This window comes from Streptomyces sp. MBT53 (genome assembly GCF_016654115.1).
Lineage (GTDB): Bacteria > Actinomycetota > Actinomycetes > Streptomycetales > Streptomycetaceae > Streptomyces.
Genome location: NZ_JAEQAZ010000035.1, coordinates 1 through 19,539, shown reverse-complemented (window position 1 = coordinate 19,539; position 19,539 = coordinate 1). Strand labels below are relative to the sequence as shown.

The following is a 19,539-nucleotide window of genomic DNA, read 5'->3' as shown; positions in this document are numbered from 1 at the left end:
AGCCACCGACCCCGAGGACCGCGAGCGCCGTGTTCGATACTCTCTCTGATCGCCTCTCAGCCACTTTCAAGAACCTGCGCGGCAAGGGACGGCTCTCCGAGGCGGACATCGACGCCACCGCGCGTGAGATCCGGATCGCGCTGCTGGAAGCGGACGTGGCGCTGCCGGTCGTCCGTACGTTCATCAAGAACGTCAAGGAGCGTGCTCTCGGCGCCGATCTCAACCGGGCGCTGAACAACCCGGCCCAGCAGGTCGTGAAGATCGTCAACGAGGAACTCGTCACGATCCTCGGCGGCGAGACCCGGCGCCTGCGGTTCGCCAAGAACCCGCCGACCGTGATCATGCTCGCGGGTCTCCAGGGTGCCGGTAAGACGACCCTCGCGGGCAAGCTCGGCAAGTGGCTCAAGGACCAGGGGCACTCGCCGCTGCTCGTCGCCGCCGACCTTCAGCGCCCCAACGCGGTGAACCAGCTGAGCGTCGTCGCCGAGCGCGCCGGTGTCGCGATCTACGCGCCCGAGCCGGGCAACGGCGTCGGGGACCCGGTCAAGGTCGCCAAGGACTCCATCGAGTTCGCCAAGTCCAAGGTCCACGACATCGTGATCGTGGACACCGCAGGCCGCCTCGGCATCGACCAGGAACTGATGCAGCAGGCCGCGGACATCCGCGACGCGGTCAGCCCGGACGAGATCCTGTTCGTCGTCGACGCGATGATCGGCCAGGACGCGGTCAACACCGCCGAGGCCTTCCGCGACGGCGTCGGCTTCGACGGCGTGGTGCTCTCCAAGCTCGACGGCGATGCCCGCGGTGGTGCGGCCCTGTCGATCGCCTCGGTCACCGGCAAGCCGATCATGTTCGCGTCGAACGGCGAGAAGCTCGACGACTTCGACGCCTTCCACCCGGACCGGATGGCCTCCCGCATCCTCGACATGGGTGACCTGCTCACCCTGATCGAGCAGGCGGAGAAGACGTTCAGCCAAGAAGAGGCCGAGAAGATGGCCTCCAAGCTGGCGTCCAAGAAGGGCCAGGACTTCACCCTCGACGACTTCCTGTCCCAGATGGAACAGGTCCGGAAGATGGGCAGCATCAGCAAGCTGCTCGGCATGCTCCCGGGCATGGGCCAGATCAAGGACCAGATCAACAACCTGGACGAGCGGGACGTCGACCGCACGGCCGCGATCATCAAGTCGATGACCCCGGCCGAGCGCGCCGAGCCGACCATCATCAACGGCTCGCGCCGCGCCCGTATCGCCAAGGGTTCCGGCGTCGAGGTCAGCGCCGTGAAGGGCCTGGTCGAGCGGTTCTTCGAGGCCCGCAAGATGATGTCCCGCATGGCGCAGGGTGGCGGGATGCCCGGCATGCCGGGGATGCCGGGCATGGGTGGCGGCCCCGGCCGCACCAAGAAGCAGCCCAAGCAGGCCAAGGGCAAGCAGCGTTCCGGCAACCCGATGAAGCGCAAGCAGCAGGAGCTGGAGGAGGCTCAGCGCCGCGAGGCCGGAGCCCAGGGCGGCAACCCGCTGGGGCTGCCCCAGCAGGGCGCCCAGGACTTCGAGCTCCCGGACGAGTTCAAGAAGTTCATGGGCTGAGCCTTCACAGGGTCCATGCCCTGAGTTCACCGAGTGCACATGCCGAGGGTTGGTTCGTGTCGTAACGTCCCGATATGACCAACCCTGCGCCGCCGCGCAAGTCCCCCGATCAGCCCTGGCGTACCGAGGGCACCCCCGACGAGCCCCCGAAGCCGTCGCCGGGCGGGAAGAAGATGCGCGGCGGCTGGTGGAGCCTCATCCTCACCGCGCTCGTGGTGTACCTCGTCGCGAACCTCATCCTCTCCTTCTTCAACGAGGGCGACGAGCCGACGATCTCCTACACGGAGTTCAGCAAGCAGGTCGACGCGGGCAACGTCACCAAGATCTACGCCAAGGGCAACGCGATCCAGGGCCAGCTGAAGAAGGGCCAGGACAACCCGGACGGCGGCGGCAAGTACACCAAGTTCGACACCGAGCGGCCGACCTTCGCGGACGACCAGCTCTGGGAGGACCTGACCAAGCACAACGTCACGGTCACGGCGGAACCGGTCGTACAACACCGTAGTTTTCTGGCCAATCTGCTGATCTCGCTGGCCCCGATGCTGCTCCTGGTCGTCCTGTGGCTCTTCATCGCGCGGCGGATGAGTTCGGGGCTCGGCGGCGCGGGCGGCATGCTCGGCCGCAAGGCCCCGCCTAAACCGGTCGAGCTGGAGCCTGGCAAGCAGCGCACGACCTTCGAGGACGTGGCCGGCATCGACGAGGTCGAGGGTGAGCTGAACGACGTCGTCGACTTCCTCAAGAACCCCGACGAATACCGGAAGATGGGCGCCAAGATGCCCCGGGGCGTGCTCCTCGCGGGTCCGCCCGGCACCGGCAAGACGCTGCTCGCGCGGGCGGTCGCGGGGGAGGCGGGGGTGCCGTTCTTCTCGGCCTCGGCCTCGGAGTTCATCGAGATGATCGTCGGTGTCGGTGCCTCACGCGTGCGTGAACTGTTCGCGGAGGCCCGCAAGGTGGCACCCTCGATCATCTTCATCGACGAGATCGACACCATCGGCCGCGCGCGGGGCGGCGGTTCGGGCATGGGCGGTCACGACGAGCGCGAACAGACCCTCAACCAGATCCTCACCGAGATGGACGGCTTCTCCGGCTCCGAGGGCGTCATCGTCATCGCGGCCACCAACCGCGCCGACGTCCTGGACCCGGCGCTGACCCGCCCCGGCCGCTTCGACCGGGTCGTCGTGGTCTCGCCGCCCGACCGGGGCGGTCGCGAGGCGATCCTGGAGATCCACACCCGCGAGATCCCGCTCGCGAAGGACGTGAACCTCGCCCAGGTCGCCCGTACGACCCCGGGCATGACCGGCGCCGAACTCGCCAACCTCGCCAACGAGGCCGCCCTCCTCGCCGTCAAGCGCAAGCAGAGCGAGGTCACCCAGTCCGACCTCTCCGAAGCCCTGGAGAAGGTCCAACTCGGCGCCGAGCGGCCCCTGGTGATGCCCGAGGAGGAGCGCCGGCGCACCGCCTACCACGAGAGCGGCCACGCCCTCCTCGGCATGCTCCAGCCCGGAGCCGACCCGGTCCGCAAGATCACCATCGTCCCGCGCGGGAGGGCCCTAGGCGTCACGTTGTCGACGCCGGATTCGGACAAGTATGCGTACACCGAGGAGTATCTGCGCGGCCGGATCATCGGCGCCCTCGGCGGCATGGCAGCGGAACAGGTCGTCTACGGGGTGATCACCACCGGCGCCGAGAACGACCTCGAACAGGTCACCAACATCGCGCGCGGGATGGTCGCCCGCTGGGGCATGAGCGAGCGCGTCGGCCGCCTCTCCGCCCTCCCGAACGACGCCCAGCAGGCCTACGGCCTCGCGGCGGCCCCGGGAACCCTCGACGTGATCGACCACGAGATGCGCCGCATCGTCGACGAGTGCTACGACGAGGCCTGCCGCAAACTCCGCGACCACCGCGGCCAGTTGGACTCGCTCGCCGAAGCCCTCCTGGAGAACGAGACGCTGGAGGAGACGGAGGCGTACCGCATCGCGGGCGTCACGCGCCTCTTCAAGGAGGACTCCTAGAGCCGTAGTTCTCTATTCCTCAGGTCGTACGCGCGATCACATACCGGAAGACGTTCGGCATCCACACCGTGCCGTCCTGCCGCCGATACGGATGCAACGCCTCCGCCAACTCCTTCTCCACCTGCACCTGGTCCGTCGCGGTGATCGCCGCGTCGAAGAGCCCGGTCGACAGCAGCCCTCGTACGGCACTCTCCACATCGGCGTACCCGAAGGGGCACGACACCCGCCCGGAGCCGTCCGGCCGCAGACCGGCGCGCTGGGCGACCTCCTCCAGGTCGTCACGTAAGGCGGGGCGCCAACTGCCCGCGCTGCGCAGCGGATCCGCCATCCTGGCCGCCACCCGCAGCACGGACGACGTGGCACAGCGCTCCGGCGGACCCCAGCCGGCCAGCACCACCGGCGCCCCGTGCTCGGTCGACGGCGTGGCGGACGCGAGCAGTTCGCCGAGTCCCTCCGCGTCGCCCGCGAGACACCCGATGGGCTCGAAGGCGGTCACCAGGGTGTACGCGGGCGTCTCCGCGTCGGCCGCGTCCCTGGAGGAGCCGTAGACGAGCCGGGTGTGCGCACGCGCGCGTGGGGACCACGGGTCCGGCAGCAGGCGCTCCCGGGCGAGGGCCAGCCGTTCGGGGGAGGAGCGCTCGACACCGGTGACCGACGCGCCTCTGGAGGCCGCCATCAGCAGGGCGAGCCCGGAGCCGCAGCCGAGGCCGAGCAGCCGGGTGCCGGGCCCCACTTCGAGTCGCTCGTAGACGGCTTCGTAGAGCGGTACCAGCATCCGCTCCTGGATCTCGGACCAGTCACGCGCGCGTGCACCCAGGTCCACACGGGGCGCGGGCCCCGCATGAGGCAGGTAGTGCCGCACGAGCGTAGGTGTCATCGAAAGCGCCCCAATCCGCCGAGAGTTGTGGCCGTGCCCGTTTCCGAGGCCCCCGTGATGTGCGCTCGCACTTCCCCCGTATGCCAGCAAACTCCGCGCTCGCTACGGCGTCCAGGGTTTGTGTGGCCCGGCTTGTGCCTTCTCTGTGGGAGTGGCGAGAATTCACATGACGGCAACGTGGGCCCGTACCATCGCGCCATGGCGAAGGCACCCGTACTCACACCGCGGGCGGAAGATTTCCCCCGCTGGTACCAGGATCTGATCAGCAAGGCCGAGCTGGCCGACAACGGCCCGGTGCGCGGCTCCATGGTCATCCGACCGTACGGGTACGGCCTCTGGGAGCGGATGCAGGCCGAGATGGACGCCCGGATCAAGGAGACGGGCACCGAGAACGCGTACTTCCCGCTGCTGATCCCGCAGTCCTACCTCGCCCGCGAGGCCGACCACGTCGAGGGCTTCGCGCCCGAGCTGGCCGTGGTCACGCACGGCGGAGGCAAGGAGTTGGAGGAGCCCGCGGTCGTCCGGCCCACCTCCGAGATGATCATCAACGAGTACTTCTCGAAGTGGGTGCAGAGCTACCGCGACCTGCCCCTGCTGATCAACCAGTGGGCGAACGTGGTCCGTTGGGAACTGCGCCCCCGGCTCTTCCTCCGTACGAGCGAGTTCCTCTGGCAGGAGGGCCACACGGCGCACGCGACCCACGAGGAGGCGCGCGACTTCGCCGCGCACATCCACCGCAAGGTCTACGAGGACTTCATGGTCAACGTCCTCGCGATGGACGTCGTACCGGGACGCAAGACGGCCAAGGAGCGGTTCGCGGGCGCGATCAACACCCTCACCCTCGAAGGGATGATGGGCGACGGCAAGGCGCTGCAGATGGCGACCAGTCACGAGCTGGGCCAGAACTTCGCCAAGGCCTTCAACACCCAGTACCTGTCCAAGGAAGGCAAACAGGAACTGGTCTGGCAGACCTCCTGGGGCTCCACCACCCGCATGATCGGCGCCCTGGTGATGATGCACGGCGACGACGACGGGCTGAGGGTGCCGCCGCGTCTCGCGCACATCCAGGTCGTCGTTCTCGCGATCAAGGGCGACGAGGCGGTTCTGGCCAAGGTCCGCGAGCTCGGGGCCCGGCTGAAGGCGGCGGGCGTACGGGTCCGTGTCGACGACCGCACGGACGTTCCCTTCGGGCGCCGGGCCGTCGACTGGGAGCTCAAGGGCGTACCCGTACGGATCGAGATCGGGCCCCGTGACCTGGAGAACGGCACCGCGATGCTGGCCCGACGGATCCCGGGAGGCAAGGAGCCGGTGGCGATCGACTCCCTCGTAGAGCTGCTTCCCGTCATCCTCGAGGAGGACCAGGCGCTGCTCCTGAAGCAGTCCCGCGAGCTGCGCGAGTCCCGCACCTCCGAGGTGTCCACGATCGGGGAGGCCGTCGAGGCCGCCACCGCCGGCGGCTGGGCGCGCATCCCGTGGGCGACACTGGGTGAAGAGGGCGAGGCCGAGCTGGCCGAGCACGCGGTCACCGTACGGTGTCTGGTCGCCGAGGACGGGTCGGTACCGGACGCCGACAAGGCACCCGGTAACGTCGCGGTCGTCGCGCGCGCTTACTGAAGCAGCGGGCTCCGGCGGCAGAGCGACCGAAAGGCCTCTTGCGCAACGGCGGACAACAGCTCCCCCGGCGCGCGGACACCGTCTACGCGCCGGGTCGTATCTCGGACTACGCACCAGCTTGGTATGAGCTGTGAGGCTTCTCCGCAGATCAGCGCACCTGCCCTCGTCAGGACGCATCAGTGCCAACTGACGGGTACGTGCAAATTATTTGGGATGGCCCGGAATCGGAACACAGGGGCACTCCGGCTCGTTGTCATTACGTGAGCACGACACAGACACCACCTGTTCTCGCCGCAGAGCTGGCAGAGGCGTGGGCCGACATTCAGCGGTACCACCCCGAACTGCCCGATCTGGCCGCGCCCGAGTCCCTGATCGGAGAGTCGTCGTCCGCCTGCGGACACGAGCTCTCCTTCGAGCGACTGCTCCATGAGGCAGTCCATGGCATCGCCGCCGCGCGCGGCGTGCGCGACACGTCCCGTGCCGGCCGCTACCACAACCGCAGATTCCTCGCGATCGCCGAGGAGCTGGGCCTGGACCACCCCGACGAACCGCACCCCAGCAGCGGTTTCTCGCTGGTCCAGCTCAACCCCGAGGCCAAGCGGCGTTACCGGCCGACGATGGAGCGTCTCCAGCGCGCGCTGAAGGCGCACACCGTCGCCACCTCCGCGGACACCTCCCGCACCTTCCGCGGCCCGGCCGCCCGGCACGGTTCGTCCGGTGGCGGGGTTCGCGTCAAGGCGGTGTGCGACTGCGGTCGTAACGTACGGGTCGTCCCGTCGGTGCTGGCCCAGGCGCCGATCGTGTGCGGGGGCTGCGGCAAGCCCTTCCGCATCCCGGAGGTCGTGGGCGCGGCCTGAGGGTGCGGCTGCTCGTGGCAGCCGCATCCCGCAGGGCGGGTTGCGTGCACCCGCGCCGGTCACCTCCCGGCGCCGGGTGTCGCTTCCGCATGGCCGGGAGCATGCGGGGGCATGCTCCCCGGTCGGGCGAACCGCCAGGGTGTGGCACAATGGCTAGCTGTACTCGACAGCCGCACAGGAACCCTCTCGCCTCCGGCTGACGCGTCCATCGGGCACTCGGGTACCGCAACCCCACGCGGCCATCTCGCCGTGCCCAACCACGTCAAAACCAGGAGAACCCACTCCCGTGGCAGTCAAGATCAAGCTGAAGCGTCTGGGCAAGATCCGTTCGCCTCACTACCGCATCGTCGTCGCCGACTCCCGTACCCGCCGTGACGGCCGGGCCATCGAGGAGATCGGTCTGTACCACCCGGTGCAGAACCCCTCGCGCATCGAGGTCGACACCGACCGCGCGCAGTACTGGCTGGGTGTCGGCGCGCAGCCGACCGAGCCCGTCCTCGCCATCCTGAAGCTCACCGGCGACTGGCAGAAGTTCAAGGGCCTGCCGGCCCCGGCTCCGCTGCTCGTGGCCGCGCCGAAGGCCGCACGCCCCGTCTTCGACGCCCTCGGTGGCGACGACGCGAGCAAGGGTGAGGCCATCACCCAGAAGAAGAAGGCCGACAAGAAGGACGAGGCTGCCGCCGAGTCCGAGTCGACCGAGGCCTGAGCATGCTCGAGGAGGCTCTCGAGCACCTCGTGAAGGGCATCGTCGACAACCCTGACGATGTGCAGGTCGCCTCGCGCGACCTGCGTCGCGGGCGCGTGCTGGAGGTCCGGGTGCACCCCGACGACCTCGGCAAGGTGATCGGCCGCAACGGCCGCACCGCTCGCGCTCTGCGCACCGTCGTGGGCGCAATCGGTGGCCGGGGTGTACGCGTCGACCTCGTCGACGTGGATCACGTCCGCTGACGTATTTCGCAAACCGGCTCGGGCCGGGGAGGGCCTGCGGGCCGTCCCCGGCCCGTTGTCGTAACCAGTCCTCGCACTGGTCGTCGTACTCGTCGCAAACAGGAGAGCAAGCACAGTGCAGCTGGTAGTCGCTCGCATCGGCCGCGCCCACGGCATCAAGGGCGAGGTCACCGTCGAGGTACGCACCGACGAGCCGGAACTCAGGCTCGCCCCCGGAGCCGTCCTGGCCACCGAACCCGCCGCCACCGGGCCCCTGACCATCGAGACCGGCCGGGTCCACAGCGGCCGGCTCCTGCTGCGCTTCGAGGGCGTCAGCGACCGCACCGGCGCCGAGGCCCTGCGCAACACCCTCCTGATCGCCGAGATCGACCCGGAGGAGCTGCCCGAGGAAGAGGACGAGTACTACGACCACCAGCTGATGGACCTCGACGTCGTCACCAAGGACGGCGAGGAGGTCGGCCGGATCACCGAGATCTCGCACCTGCCCTCCCAGGACCTCTTCATCGTCGAGCGTCCCGACGGCAGCGAGGTGATGATCCCCTTCGTGGAGTCGATCGTCATCGAGATCGACCTGGAGGAGCAGCGCGCGGTCATCGACCCGCCGCCCGGGCTGATCGACGACCGCGCGGAGATCGCGTCGAGCCGGGACGACTCCTCGGAGGACGCGGACGCATGAGGCTCGACGTCGTCACGATCTTCCCCGAGTACCTCGAACCGCTGAACGTCTCCCTCGTCGGCAAGGCACGCGCGCGTGGACAGCTGAATGTGCACGTGCATGATCTGCGCTCCTGGACGTACGACCGCCACAACACGGTCGACGACACCCCCTACGGCGGCGGCCCCGGCATGGTCATGAAGACCGAGCCCTGGGGCGACGCCCTGGACTCCGTCCTGGCCGACGGCTACGAGACGGGCTCCGGCGCGCCCGCGATCGTCGTGCCCACGCCCAGCGGCCGGCCCTTCACCCAGGAACTCGCCGTGGAGCTCTCCGAGCGCCCCTGGCTGGTCTTCACGCCCGCCCGCTACGAGGGCATCGACCGGCGGGTGATCGACGAGTACGCGACCCGTGTGCCCGTCTACGAGGTGTCCATCGGCGACTACGTGCTCGCCGGCGGCGAGGCGGCCGTCCTGGTCGTCACGGAGGCCGTGGCACGGCTCCTGCCCGGTGTCCTGGGCAACGCCGAGTCCCACCGCGACGACTCCTTCGCGCCCGGGGCCATGGCCAACCTCCTGGAGGGGCCGATCTACACCAAGCCGCCCGTCTGGCGCGGCCGGGACATCCCGGACGTGCTGCTCAGCGGCCACCACGGAAAGATCGCCCGCTGGCGGCGCGACGAGGCGCTGAAGCGCACGGCCGCCCACCGGCCCGACCTGATCGAGCGCTGCGAGCCCAAGGCCTTCGACAAGAAGGACCGCGAGATGCTCTCGATCCTGGGCTGGTCCCCGGACCCGGCGGGGGAGCCGTACGGCCGATTTTGGCGCAGGCCGGACGGCGTGGAAGAATAGGTCGCTGTTGTGCGTCGTCCGGCGTGCGCCCCTGCCACAGGGGGACACGACGCCCGCCCCGACACGGACAACATCCTTCACCTCACCTATCTCCCGTCGGTGACCTGTGGCATCGATGAAGAAAGCAGACGAAATGTCCCACGTGCTCGACATCGTCGACGGCGCCTCGCTGCGCACCGACATCCCGGCCTTCCGTCCGGGTGACACCGTCAACGTCCACGTCCGCGTCATCGAGGGCAACCGCTCCCGTGTGCAGCAGTTCAAGGGCGTAGTCATCCGTCGCCAGGGTTCTGGTGTCCGCGAGACCTTCACGGTCCGCAAGGTCTCGTTCTCCGTCGGCGTGGAGCGCACCTTCCCGGTGCACACCCCGATCGTCGAGAAGATCGAGCTCGTGACCCGTGGCGACGTCCGTCGCGCGAAGCTGTACTACCTCCGTGACCTGCGCGGCAAGGCCGCGAAGATCAAGGAGAAGCGCGACAAGTAGTCGCCCTGCGGAGTTCATATCGGGGCCGGATAGCATCTGGCTCCGATGGACACCGAACCACAGCCGACAGAGCGCGACCGCTCCTCCCGCCCTTCCGACTCCGAGGACATCTCGGACACCGGAGGACCGGAGGGACGGTCGCGTTTCGCGTTGCTGTCGCGTGCCGTCGAGTGGCTGCCCGGTGGCCGGATCACCCTGACTGCCCTGGTCTGTCTGGTGTTTCTGCTGCTGCTCAACACGTTCTTGGTCCAGCCTTTCCAGATTCCCAGCGGATCCATGGAATCCGGATTGAGGATCGGCGACCGCGTTCTCGTAAATAAGTTGGCGTACCGTTTTGGTGCCCATCCGAGGCGCGGCGACATCGTTGTGTTCGACGGCACCGGCTATTTCGGGGACGCCGACTACATCAAGCGCGTTGTGGGTGTGGGGGGAGACCGCGTGGTCTGCTGCGACGAGAAGGGGAGGCTCCAGGTGAACGGGCGGTCGGTCGACGAGACGGCGTTCCTGTACCCCGGTGACACCCCGTCCAGCGTGCCGTTCGACGTGGTGGTGCCCTCCGGCACACTCTTCGTCCTCGGTGACCACCGCAGCGACTCAAGCGACTCCCGGGATCACCTGGGCGACCCGGGCGGAGGCATGATTCCCGTTGGTGACGTCATCGGACGAGCCGATTGGGTCATCTGGCCCGCCGGGCACTGGACCCACCTCGTCCGACCCGGTGCCTACGCGCGCGTACCCGCCGCGGACGGCGCCCATGGGTAACCGCGGCCGACCGCGCGGCGCGGCGCCGGGCGGCAACTTCGGAAACGAGAACCTGCTGCCCACCGGCTTCCGGCGCGCGGGTGCGCTGGCCCCGGCGGGCGGTGCCGGCCGCAGCCGGGCCGAGCGGCGCAAGCTCCAGCGCAAGGTCAAGCGGCGGCGCAGGCGTGGCGCGGTCCGGGAGATACCGCTCCTGGTGGGCGTCGCGGTCCTCATAGCGCTCGTCCTGAAGACCTTCCTCGTCCAGGCGTTCGTGATCCCGTCGGGCTCCATGGAGCAGACGATCCGCATCGGGGACCGGGTCCTGGTCGACAAGTTCACCCCGTGGTTCGGCTCCGAGCCCAAGCGCGGCGACGTCGTGGTCTTCCACGACCCGGGCGGCTGGCTCGCGGACGAGCAGACCACCAAGAAGAACGACCCCGTCGTGGTCAAGCAGTTCAAGGAAGGCCTCCAGTTCATCGGCCTGCTGCCGTCCGACAACGAGAAGGACCTCATCAAGCGGGTCATCGGCGTCGGCGGCGACCACGTCAAGTGCTGCGACTCGGAAGGGCGGGTGACCGTCAACGGGGTTCCCCTGACCGAGGCCGACTACCTGTATCCCGGGAACGCGCCCTCCGAGACGGCGTTCGACATCACCGTCCCCAAGGGCCGGCTGTGGGTGATGGGCGACCACCGCGGCAACTCGGCCGACTCCCGGGCACACCAGAACACCAGTTACGGCGGCACGGTCGCGCTCTCCTCGGTGGTGGGGCGGGCCAAGGTGATCGCCTGGCCGATGGGCCACTGGACCAGCCTGAACGAACCTAAAACCTTCGCATCGGTTTCCAACTCCGGGTCGGGGACGACCGCCGGTCCCGAACTGTCGCATAGGGTTGCCCCGGTCGATCCGAACGGATCGGTCCAACTCCCGAGCCCTGCGGAACTCCCGCTCGTTATGGGAGTGGTGGGCCTGCGCCGAGGATGGGGCAGGCGGCGGCACAGAGTAAGGAGTTGGCGTGGGGGATGTGGCGGTTGGCGCACGGTCCGGACACGACGGCGAGGAGCACCAGGGACATCCCGTGGAAGCACCCGTCCCGGCCGCGGACAGCGCCGTGACCTCCGGGAGTGACGCCGGAGCGGACGAGGACGGTACGGCGCCGGGCGACGCGACCCGGACCGAGGAAGCGGGGTCGGGCGACTCGACCCCACCGGTGAAGAAGCCGCGCTCCTTCTGGAAGGAGCTGCCGATCCTCATCGTCATCGCGCTCGTCCTGGCGCTGCTGATCAAGACGTTCCTGGTGCAGGCGTTCTCGATCCCCTCCGACTCGATGCAGAACACCCTCCAGCAGGGTGACCGCGTCCTGGTCGACAAGCTCACCCCGTGGTTCGGCTCCGAGCCCGAGCGCGGTGAGGTCGTCGTCTTCCACGACCCGGACGACTGGCTGGCGGGCGAGCCGACGGCGAACCCCAACGCCCTGCAGACGGTACTGAGTTGGATCGGCCTGATGCCGTCGGCTCAGGAGAAGGACCTGATCAAGCGGGTCATCGGCGTCGGCGGCGACACGGTCTCCTGCAGCGGCACCGGCCCGCTGATGGTCAACGGCAAGGCGCTGAACGAGCCGTACGTCTACCCGGGCAACACCCCGTGCACCAACGACGACCAGGGCGGTCAGTTCACCGTCAAGGTCCCCAAGGGCGACATCTGGGTGATGGGCGACCACCGGCAGAACTCGCGGGACTCGCGCTACAACCAGTCCGACAAGCACCACGGCATGGTCCCGGTGAAGGAGGTCGTCGGCCGCGCGATCGTCAAGGCCTGGCCCATCAACCGCTGGGGCACCCTGCCGATCCCGGACACCTTCGACCAGACCGGCATCAACACCCAGGCCTCGGCCTCCCGGCTGCTGACGGCCGCTCCGGAGGGCCTCGCCCTCGTCGGCGTGCTGCCGCTGGCCCTGTGGCGCCGCAAGCGGTCCCGGTCCGCCAAGGCCTGGTAAAGGCCTTGTAGAGCTTGTGACCTTGGTCCCGGAGGAAGGGCTGACCACCCTCGGTACCGCCGGGTAGGGTGCGGACCCATGGGTGGCGAGAGCGCAACACGTACGGCCCCGCGTACCGGCGGTGGCACTGGCAAGGGCCCGGTGGGCAGCCGGACCGGACAGCGGTTGTCCGGGCTGGCCGTCGCACTGGGCCTTGTGCTGTTCCTCGGCGGATTCGGCTGGGGAGCGGTGGTCTACCGGCCGTACACGGTGCCCACCAGCTCCATGACGCCGACCATCGACATGGGCGACCGGGTGCTGGCGCAGCGCATCGACGGCAGCGAGGTGCACCGGGGCGACGTCGTCGTCTTCACCGACAAGACCTGGGTGACGAACGCGCCCGTGGTCAAGCGCGTCGTCGCGGTCGGCGGGGACACCGTCTCCTGCTGCACCGACGGCAAGCTGGTCGTCAACGGCAAGCAGATCGCCGAGGGTTACCTCAAGGGCAGCCCGGCCGAGATCAAGACCATCCCGACGGTGAAAGTCCCCAAGGGCCGCCTGTTCCTGCTCGGCGACGAGCGCCAGGGCTCACTGGACTCCAGCGCCCACCTCACGGACGTGGCCAGCGGCACCGTCGCGAGCAGCGCCGTGAACGCCCGCGTGGACGCCGTCGTATGGCCCATGAAGGGCATGCTGGAGCGCCCCACCGGCTTCGAGGAACTCGGTGGCATCTCCCAGCCCGGCCCGCTGCGCACGGTCGTCGCCCTCATCGTCGCGGGCGCGGTGCTCGTCCTTGGCGGCGGCGCCTACGGCCCCGTCGCCAAGCTGCTGGCCGGCCGCCGCACCCGCACCCGTACGGAGCCCGCCGGTGCCCGCTGAGGCCACCGAGGAGGGCTCCTACGGCGACTCGTACGAGGGCGGGCTGCGCAGGGTCGCCCGGGTGATCCTCCTCGACCCGCAGGACCGCATCCTGCTGCTCCACGGCCACGAGCCGGACGATCCGGCCGACGACTGGTGGTTCACGCCGGGCGGTGGCCTGGAGGGCGACGAGACCCACGAGGAGGCCGCGCTGCGGGAACTCGCGGAGGAGACCGGGATCACCCGGGTGGAGCTCGGCCCGGTGCTGTGGACCCGGACGTGCTCCTTCCCCTTCGCGGGCCGCCGCTGGGACCAGGACGAGTGGTACTACCTGGCCAGGACGTCCGCCACGGCTGACGGGGTGCCCGGCGCCACGGCCCTCACCGAGCTGGAGCGGCGCAGCGTCTCCGGAGCACGTTGGTGGACGTGCCGGGAACTGGAGCGGGCGCATGAGACGGTGTATCCGACCAGACTCGCCGAGCTGCTCCGCAGGCTGATCGACGAAGGGCCCCCGGCCGGGCCGGTGACCCTTGACACGGAAATCGTCTAGGGGCGCACGGGACTGGCGCACAATGGTGGGATCGCACGGCTGAAGGGGAACATGCCATGAGCGCCGAGGACCTCGAAAAGTACGAGACCGAGATGGAGCTGAAGCTCTACCGGGAGTACCGCGATGTCGTCGGTCTGTTCAAATACGTGATCGAGACCGAACGGCGCTTCTACCTCACCAACGACTACGAGATGCAGGTGCACTCGGTCCAGGGCGAGGTTTTCTTCGAGGTGTCCATGGCGGATGCCTGGGTGTGGGACATGTATCGACCGGCTCGCTTCGTCAAGCAGGTCAGGGTGCTCACATTCAAGGACGTGAACATCGAGGAGCTGAACAAGAGCGATCTGGAGCTGCCGGGCGGCTGACGGCGGCTCTTCGCGGGGCATCCGTCGCTCGTGTGGGTGACGGAGTTCTCCACAAGCACTGAACGGTCCACCAAGATCCACTCGGTGGACCGTTCTGCGTGACGGTTGGCGCCGGAGGTGGTGCCGACATGAACGCACGCAGTGCACTCGGCAGGTACGGCGAGACGGTGGCCGCACGGCGGCTGGTCGCGGCCGGTATGACGGTCCTGGAGCGCAACTGGCGCTGGGGCAGGACCGGCGAGATCGACATCGTGGCGCGGGACGGCGACGTCCTGGTCGTCTGCGAGGTCAAGACACGGCGGGCCGGTGCCTATGAGCACCCGATGGCCGCCGTGACCCCCGAGAAGGCGGAGCGCCTGCGCGGCCTCGCCGCATGCTGGATCCACGCCCACGGAGGCGCGCCACCGGGCGGTGTCCGCATCGACCTGGTGGGCGTGCTGGTGACCGGCCGCGGCGCAGCCGTCGTCGAGCACGCGCGGGGGGTGGTCTGAGATGGGGTTCGCTCGTACGTGCTCGGTGGCGCTGGTGGGCGTCGAGGGTGTGGTCGTCGAGGTCCAGGCCGACCTCGAACCAGGCGTCGCCGCGTTCACCCTGGTCGGCCTGCCCGACAAGAGCCTCACGGAGAGCAAGGACCGGGTGCGCGCCGCGGTCGTCAACTCGGGCGCCGCGTGGCCGCAGAAGAAACTCACGGTGGGCCTGAGCCCGGCGTCCGTACCGAAGAGCGGCAGCGGCTTCGACATGGCCGTCGCCGCGGCGGTACTCGGCGCGGCCGAACGGATCGACCCCCGCGTGCTCGCCGACATCGTGATGATCGGCGAACTGGGACTCGACGGGAGGGTCCGCCCGGTCCGCGGGATCCTGCCCGCGGTGCTGGCGGCGGCGGACGCGGGGTACGAGCAGGTGGTGGTGCCGGAGTGCGCCGCCGCCGAGGCGTCCCTCGTGCCCGGGGTGTCCGTGCTCGGCGTCCGCAGCCTGCGGCAACTGATCGCCGTGCTCGCGGACGAGCCTGTCCCCGACGAGGAACCGGACGACCTGGGACGGCCCGATCCGCTCCTCGCCGGCCTGCGCATGCCGGGCACCGGGGCGGCCACCGGCATGCACAGCATGGGAGCGGCACAGTACGACGCCGGTCACGACCTCGCCGATGTCGTCGGGCAGTGCGCGGCCCGCACAGCGGCGGAGATCGCCGCGGCCGGCGGACACCACCTCTTCCTCGAAGGTCCGCCGGGTGCCGGCAAGACCATGCTGGCCGAGCGGATGCCCGCGATCCTGCCCCGCCTCAGCCGGCAGGACTCCCTGGAGGTCACGGCGGTCCACTCGGTGGCGGGTCTGCTGCCTCCGGGCAAACCCCTGATCGACGTCGCCCCCTACTGCGCCCCGCACCACTCGGCCACGATGCAGGCCCTCGTCGGCGGCGGATCGCATATGGCGAGGCCCGGAGCGGTGTCCCTGTCGCACAGGGGAATTCTCTTCCTCGACGAGACTCCGGAGTTCAGCGGCCAGGCGCTCGACGCGCTGCGGCAGCCGCTGGAGTCGGGGTACGTGGTGATCGCCCGCAGCGCGGGTGTGGTGCGGTTCCCTGCGCGGTTCCAGATGGTGCTCGCGGCCAATCCGTGCCCCTGTGGCCGCTACTCCCAGAAGGACGACCTCTGCGACTGCCCGCCCATGTCGATCCGCCGCTATCAGGCCCGGCTCTCCGGCCCACTGCTCGACCGGGTGGACCTGCGGGTCACCGTGGACCGCGTCACGCGGGAAGAGCTCAGCGTGTACGGCGCCCGAGGAGAGACCACCGCGACGGTCGCGGACCGGGTGCGGGCGGCGAGGGAGCGGGCGGCGGCACGCCTCGCGGACACTCCCTGGCACACCAACAGCGAGGTCCCCGGCAGTGAACTGCGCACCCGCTGGCACGCCGTGCGCGGGGCGATGGACGAGGCCGAACGCAGTCTGGAGCGGGGCGCGCTGACCGCGCGCGGGATCGACCGGGTCCTGCGGGTCGCCTGGACGGTCGCGGACCTCAAGGGTCACGACCGGCCCGACGACACCGACGTGCTCCTCGCCCTGCAACTGCGCACCGGCATCTCACGAGGCGCGTCGATGACCCTCGGGGCGCTGGTATGACCGCGCACGAGGACACGGGCGACGAGTTCCACGCCCGTGTCCTCCTCGCCCGGGTCGTCGAACCAGGCGACGAAGTGGCCGGTCGGTGGATCCGTCAGCTGGGAGCCGTGGAAGTGGCCCGCCGGCTGCGGGACGGAGGGCCACAGCTCACCGGGGTCACCGACAAGCGGTGGGCCGGGCTGTGCGCGCGGGCCGAGTCGGTCGAGCCGGGGCGGGACCTGGAGGCCGCGGAGGAGGCCGGGGTGCGGTTCGTGTGCCCCGGCGACACCGAGTGGCCCGCGCAGCTCGACGACCTCGGGGACGCGCGGCCCGTCGGACTGTGGGTGCGCGGCCGGCCCAGCCTGCGGGTGTGGGCGCTCAAGTCCGTCGCCGTCGTGGGAGCCCGCGCCTGCACCGAGTACGGCGCCCACATGGCGGCCACCCTCGCCGCCGACCTCGCGCAGGACGGCTGGATCGTCGTGTCCGGGGGTGCCTACGGCGTCGACGGTGCCGCACATCGCGGCGCCCTCGGCGCGGGCGGTGCCACCGTCGCCGTACTCGCCTGCGGAGTGGACCGGCCCTACCCGCTCGGCCACACCGAGTTGATCGGCAGGATCGCCGAACAGGGGCTCGTGGTGGGCGAGTTGCCGCCCGGCGAGCACCCGACACCGAGCAGGTTCATCCTCCGGAACCGGGTGATCGCCGCGCTCACGAGGGGCACCGTGGTGGTCGAGGCCGCGTACCGCAGCGGATCGCTCGTCACGGCCCGGGCGGCGCAGCGGTTGGGGCGCCACACCATAGGGGTGCCCGGCCCTGCCACCAGCGGGCTGTCCGCCGGTGTGCACGAACTCCTGCGCGGGGACGCGGTGCTGGTCACCGACGCGGCCGAAGTCGTCGAACTCGTCGGCGACATGGGCGAACTGGCCCCGGACCGACGCGGACCGGTGCTCCCGCGCGACCTGTTGGAACCGGCCGCCCGCCGCATCCTCGCCGCACTCCCCGGCAACAGGGCGGCAGCGGCGCGGGAGATCGCGCGCGGTGCGCAGACCACGGAGGACGACGCGGTCGCGAGACTGTACGAACTCCGAGCACTTGGTTACGTCGAACGACACGGCGACGGCTGGAAGTTGACACGCCAGGCGATGATCTCGGTCCGGCCGGATCGGGGGCGCCGCTGACCGAGTGTGTTCGGCCGTCCGGGGGAACCCCGACACCCTTGGGAATTCCCGCAGTTGGCGCATTCCGATGATCACGCAGAGCGACTGGAGTGACCCGTTCCGGCACCTTGTCGAACGCGTCCGTGGCCGGTCCGAGCCCTTCCCTTCGCACACCGCGACACTCCAGTCACGCTACGCTCACGGGGATTCCGGCACAGACCGGCAAACAGACCGGTAACTCCCCATCACTCCGACAGCTCACCCAGGCAACCCCACTTCACGGCAGAACGGCACAAGGCGACGAATGCCCCAGCACACCTCCGGGTCCGACCGGGCGGCTATCCCCCCAGCCGCCCGTGACGGTGGCAGCGTCCGGCCGCCCGCTCCCTCGACGCTCGACGAGCTGTGGCGGTCGTACAAGACGACGGGCGACGAGCGGCTGCGGGAGCAGCTGATCCTGCACTACTCGCCGCTCGTGAAATACGTCGCGGGACGGGTGAGCGTCGGGCTGCCGCCCAATGTCGAGCAGGCGGACTTCGTGTCGTCGGGGGTGTTCGGACTGATCGATGCCATCGAGAAGTTCGACATCGAGCGGGAGATCAAGTTCGAGACGTACGCGATCACCCGCATCCGGGGCGCGATGATCGACGAGTTGCGCGCGCTGGACTGGATCCCGCGCTCGGTGCGGCAGAAGGCGCGGAACGTGGAGCGGGCGTACGCCACGCTGGAGGCGCGGCTCAGGCGCACCCCCAGCGAGGGCGAGGTGGCCGCCGAGATGGGCATCGCGGTGGACGAACTCCACGCCGTCTTCAGCCAGTTGTCGCTGGCCAACGTGGTGGCGCTGGAGGAGCTGCTGCACGCCGGCGGCGAGGGCGGCGACCGGCTCAGCCTGATGGACACCCTGGAGGACACCGCCGCCGACAACCCGGTGGAGGTGGCCGAGGGGCGGGAGTTGCGGCGGTTCCTGGCGCGCGCGATCAACACGTTGCCCGAGCGGGAGAAGACCGTCGTCACGCTCTACTACTACGAGGGGCTGACCCTCGCCGAGATCGGCAACGTGCTCGGGGTGACCGAGAGCCGGGTCAGCCAGATCCACACCAAGTCCGTGCTGCAGCTGCGCGCCAAGCTGGCCAGTTTCGGCCGTTGAGCGAAAGCCGTACCGCCTTCTCGACCTCGCAGAATCGTGCCTGCATGGCCCAGGTCACTCCCGCCGGGGGTGGACCGTCCGTAGAGTGGTTGACGTGCCAAGGATTCGAGCGGCCTCCGTGGCCGAGCACCGGTCGATGCAGCGAGCCGCCCTGCTGGACGCGGCTCGTTCCCTGCTGTCCGAGGGCGGGACGGAGGCGCTGACCTTCCCGGCCCTGGCCGAGCGGACGGGTCTCGCACGGTCCTCCGTGTACGAGTACTTCCGCTCGCGGGCCGCCGTCGTCGAGGAGCTGTGCGAGGTCGACTTCCCCGTCTGGGCGGCGGACGTGTCGGCGGCGATGGAGCGGGCCGGCTCCGCCGAGGGCAAGGTCGAGGCGTATGTGCGGCAGCAGCTGGCCCTGGTCGGGGACCGGCGGCATCGGGCCGTGGTCGCCATCTCGGCGAGTGAACTGGACGCCGGGGCGCGGGAGAAGATCCGTGCCGCGCACGGTGGGCTGGTCGCGATGATCGTCGAGGCGTTGGCGGAGATGGGCCATGCGGAGCCGCGGTTGGCGGCGATGTTGCTGCAAGGGGTTGTCGATGCGGCTGTGCGGAGGATCGAGCTGGGGGCTGCGGAGGATCCCTCGGTGATTACAGAGGCTGCGGTGAGTATGGCTTTGCGGGGCGTTTCGGGTTGAGTTGTTGGCTGCGGGCCGGTGGGGGTCGGTCGCGCCCACGCGGCGGAGCCGCAAGTTGATACAGCCCCGCGCCCCTGAAGGGGCGCCTGCTCTT

At 69.7% G+C, this 19,539-nt stretch carries 21 protein-coding genes; 20 read left to right on the top strand and 1 reads right to left on the bottom strand.

From position 1 onward, the window contains the following. The first annotated feature begins 29 nt into the window (after positions 1–29). Both ffh and ftsH read left to right on the top strand, forming a co-directional pair. A complete protein-coding gene (gene ffh, locus JHN45_RS15500) occupies positions 30–1,583 on the top strand; it encodes a signal recognition particle protein (RefSeq protein WP_200709728.1) in 1,554 nt (517 codons plus the stop codon). A 74-nt stretch (positions 1,584–1,657) separates the two neighbouring features. Continuing rightward, entirely contained in the window at positions 1,658–3,595 is a 1,938-nt protein-coding gene (gene ftsH, locus JHN45_RS15495; protein WP_200709729.1) for an ATP-dependent zinc metalloprotease FtsH, read from the top strand. A gap of 19 nt (positions 3,596–3,614) precedes the next feature. On the opposite strand, the gene JHN45_RS15490 is transcribed toward ftsH, so the two are convergent. Continuing rightward, on the bottom strand, positions 3,615–4,472 hold the full coding sequence (locus tag JHN45_RS15490) for a class I SAM-dependent methyltransferase (RefSeq protein WP_200709730.1): 858 nt from the start codon (positions 4,470–4,472) through the stop codon (positions 3,615–3,617). Between the two features lie 198 nt (positions 4,473–4,670). Between JHN45_RS15490 and proS the strand changes: the two genes are divergently transcribed. From proS to JHN45_RS15400, 18 genes are all read left to right on the top strand, one after another. Next, positions 4,671–6,086, top strand: coding sequence for a proline--tRNA ligase (gene proS, locus JHN45_RS15485; protein ID WP_200709731.1), 1,416 nt, complete (start codon positions 4,671–4,673; stop codon positions 6,084–6,086). A gap of 260 nt (positions 6,087–6,346) precedes the next feature. Beyond that, positions 6,347–6,943 (top strand): hypothetical protein, encoded by a 597-nt coding sequence (locus JHN45_RS15480; RefSeq protein WP_019068763.1) that lies wholly within the window; start codon positions 6,347–6,349, stop codon positions 6,941–6,943. Positions 6,944–7,229: 286 nt separating this feature from the next. Beyond that, positions 7,230–7,649 (top strand): 30S ribosomal protein S16, encoded by a 420-nt coding sequence (rpsP, locus tag JHN45_RS15475; RefSeq protein WP_200709732.1) that lies wholly within the window; start codon positions 7,230–7,232, stop codon positions 7,647–7,649. 2 nt (positions 7,650–7,651) lie between these two features. Beyond that, positions 7,652–7,891, top strand: a complete 240-nt coding sequence (locus JHN45_RS15470; protein ID WP_005479813.1) for an RNA-binding protein — start codon at positions 7,652–7,654, stop codon at positions 7,889–7,891. 115 nt (positions 7,892–8,006) lie between these two features. Continuing rightward, the gene (gene rimM / locus JHN45_RS15465) at positions 8,007–8,567 is read left to right on the top strand and encodes a ribosome maturation factor RimM (protein WP_200709733.1); all 561 of its coding nucleotides are present in this window, start codon (positions 8,007–8,009) and stop codon (positions 8,565–8,567) included. Beyond that, entirely contained in the window at positions 8,564–9,397 is an 834-nt protein-coding gene (gene trmD, locus JHN45_RS15460) for a tRNA (guanosine(37)-N1)-methyltransferase TrmD (RefSeq protein ID WP_200709734.1), read from the top strand. The genes rimM and trmD overlap by 4 nt, the downstream gene beginning before the upstream one ends. Before the next feature lie 133 nt (positions 9,398–9,530). Then, positions 9,531–9,881: a 50S ribosomal protein L19 gene (gene rplS / locus JHN45_RS15455; protein ID WP_200709735.1), complete on the top strand. Its 351-nt coding sequence runs from the start codon at positions 9,531–9,533 to the stop codon at positions 9,879–9,881. A gap of 45 nt (positions 9,882–9,926) precedes the next feature. After that, positions 9,927–10,643 (top strand): signal peptidase I, encoded by a 717-nt coding sequence (gene lepB / locus JHN45_RS15450; protein WP_200709736.1) that lies wholly within the window; start codon positions 9,927–9,929, stop codon positions 10,641–10,643. Next, complete coding sequence (lepB, locus tag JHN45_RS15445; RefSeq protein WP_201049380.1) at positions 10,636–11,748, top strand: signal peptidase I; 1,113 nt, start codon at positions 10,636–10,638, stop codon at positions 11,746–11,748. Before lepB (JHN45_RS15450) ends, lepB (JHN45_RS15445) begins: the two co-directional genes overlap by 8 nt. Next, on the top strand, positions 11,636–12,616 hold the full coding sequence (gene lepB, locus JHN45_RS15440) for a signal peptidase I (protein WP_201049379.1): 981 nt from the start codon (positions 11,636–11,638) through the stop codon (positions 12,614–12,616). Before lepB (JHN45_RS15445) ends, lepB (JHN45_RS15440) begins: the two co-directional genes overlap by 113 nt. Positions 12,617–12,694: 78 nt before the next feature. Then, a complete protein-coding gene (gene lepB, locus JHN45_RS15435; protein ID WP_200709739.1) occupies positions 12,695–13,474 on the top strand; it encodes a signal peptidase I in 780 nt (259 codons plus the stop codon). Next, positions 13,464–14,003: an NUDIX hydrolase gene (locus JHN45_RS15430; RefSeq protein WP_200709740.1), complete on the top strand. Its 540-nt coding sequence runs from the start codon at positions 13,464–13,466 to the stop codon at positions 14,001–14,003. Before lepB (JHN45_RS15435) ends, JHN45_RS15430 begins: the two co-directional genes overlap by 11 nt. 56 nt (positions 14,004–14,059) lie before the next feature. Beyond that, on the top strand, positions 14,060–14,368 hold the full coding sequence (locus tag JHN45_RS15425) for a DUF2469 domain-containing protein (RefSeq protein WP_003965949.1): 309 nt from the start codon (positions 14,060–14,062) through the stop codon (positions 14,366–14,368). A 128-nt stretch (positions 14,369–14,496) separates the two neighbouring features. Then, entirely contained in the window at positions 14,497–14,859 is a 363-nt protein-coding gene (locus tag JHN45_RS15420; RefSeq protein ID WP_201049378.1) for a YraN family protein, read from the top strand. Between the two features lies 1 nt (position 14,860). Then, positions 14,861–16,486 (top strand): YifB family Mg chelatase-like AAA ATPase, encoded by a 1,626-nt coding sequence (locus JHN45_RS15415; protein WP_201049377.1) that lies wholly within the window; start codon positions 14,861–14,863, stop codon positions 16,484–16,486. Next, positions 16,483–17,643, top strand: a complete 1,161-nt coding sequence (dprA, locus tag JHN45_RS15410; protein ID WP_201049376.1) for a DNA-processing protein DprA — start codon at positions 16,483–16,485, stop codon at positions 17,641–17,643. Before JHN45_RS15415 ends, dprA begins: the two co-directional genes overlap by 4 nt. Before the next feature lie 283 nt (positions 17,644–17,926). Beyond that, on the top strand, positions 17,927–18,769 hold the full coding sequence (gene whiG, locus JHN45_RS15405) for an RNA polymerase sigma factor WhiG (RefSeq protein ID WP_019068776.1): 843 nt from the start codon (positions 17,927–17,929) through the stop codon (positions 18,767–18,769). A 118-nt stretch (positions 18,770–18,887) separates the two neighbouring features. Beyond that, the gene (locus tag JHN45_RS15400; RefSeq protein WP_200709745.1) at positions 18,888–19,445 is read left to right on the top strand and encodes a TetR/AcrR family transcriptional regulator; all 558 of its coding nucleotides are present in this window, start codon (positions 18,888–18,890) and stop codon (positions 19,443–19,445) included. Positions 19,446–19,539: the final 94 nt, after the last annotated feature.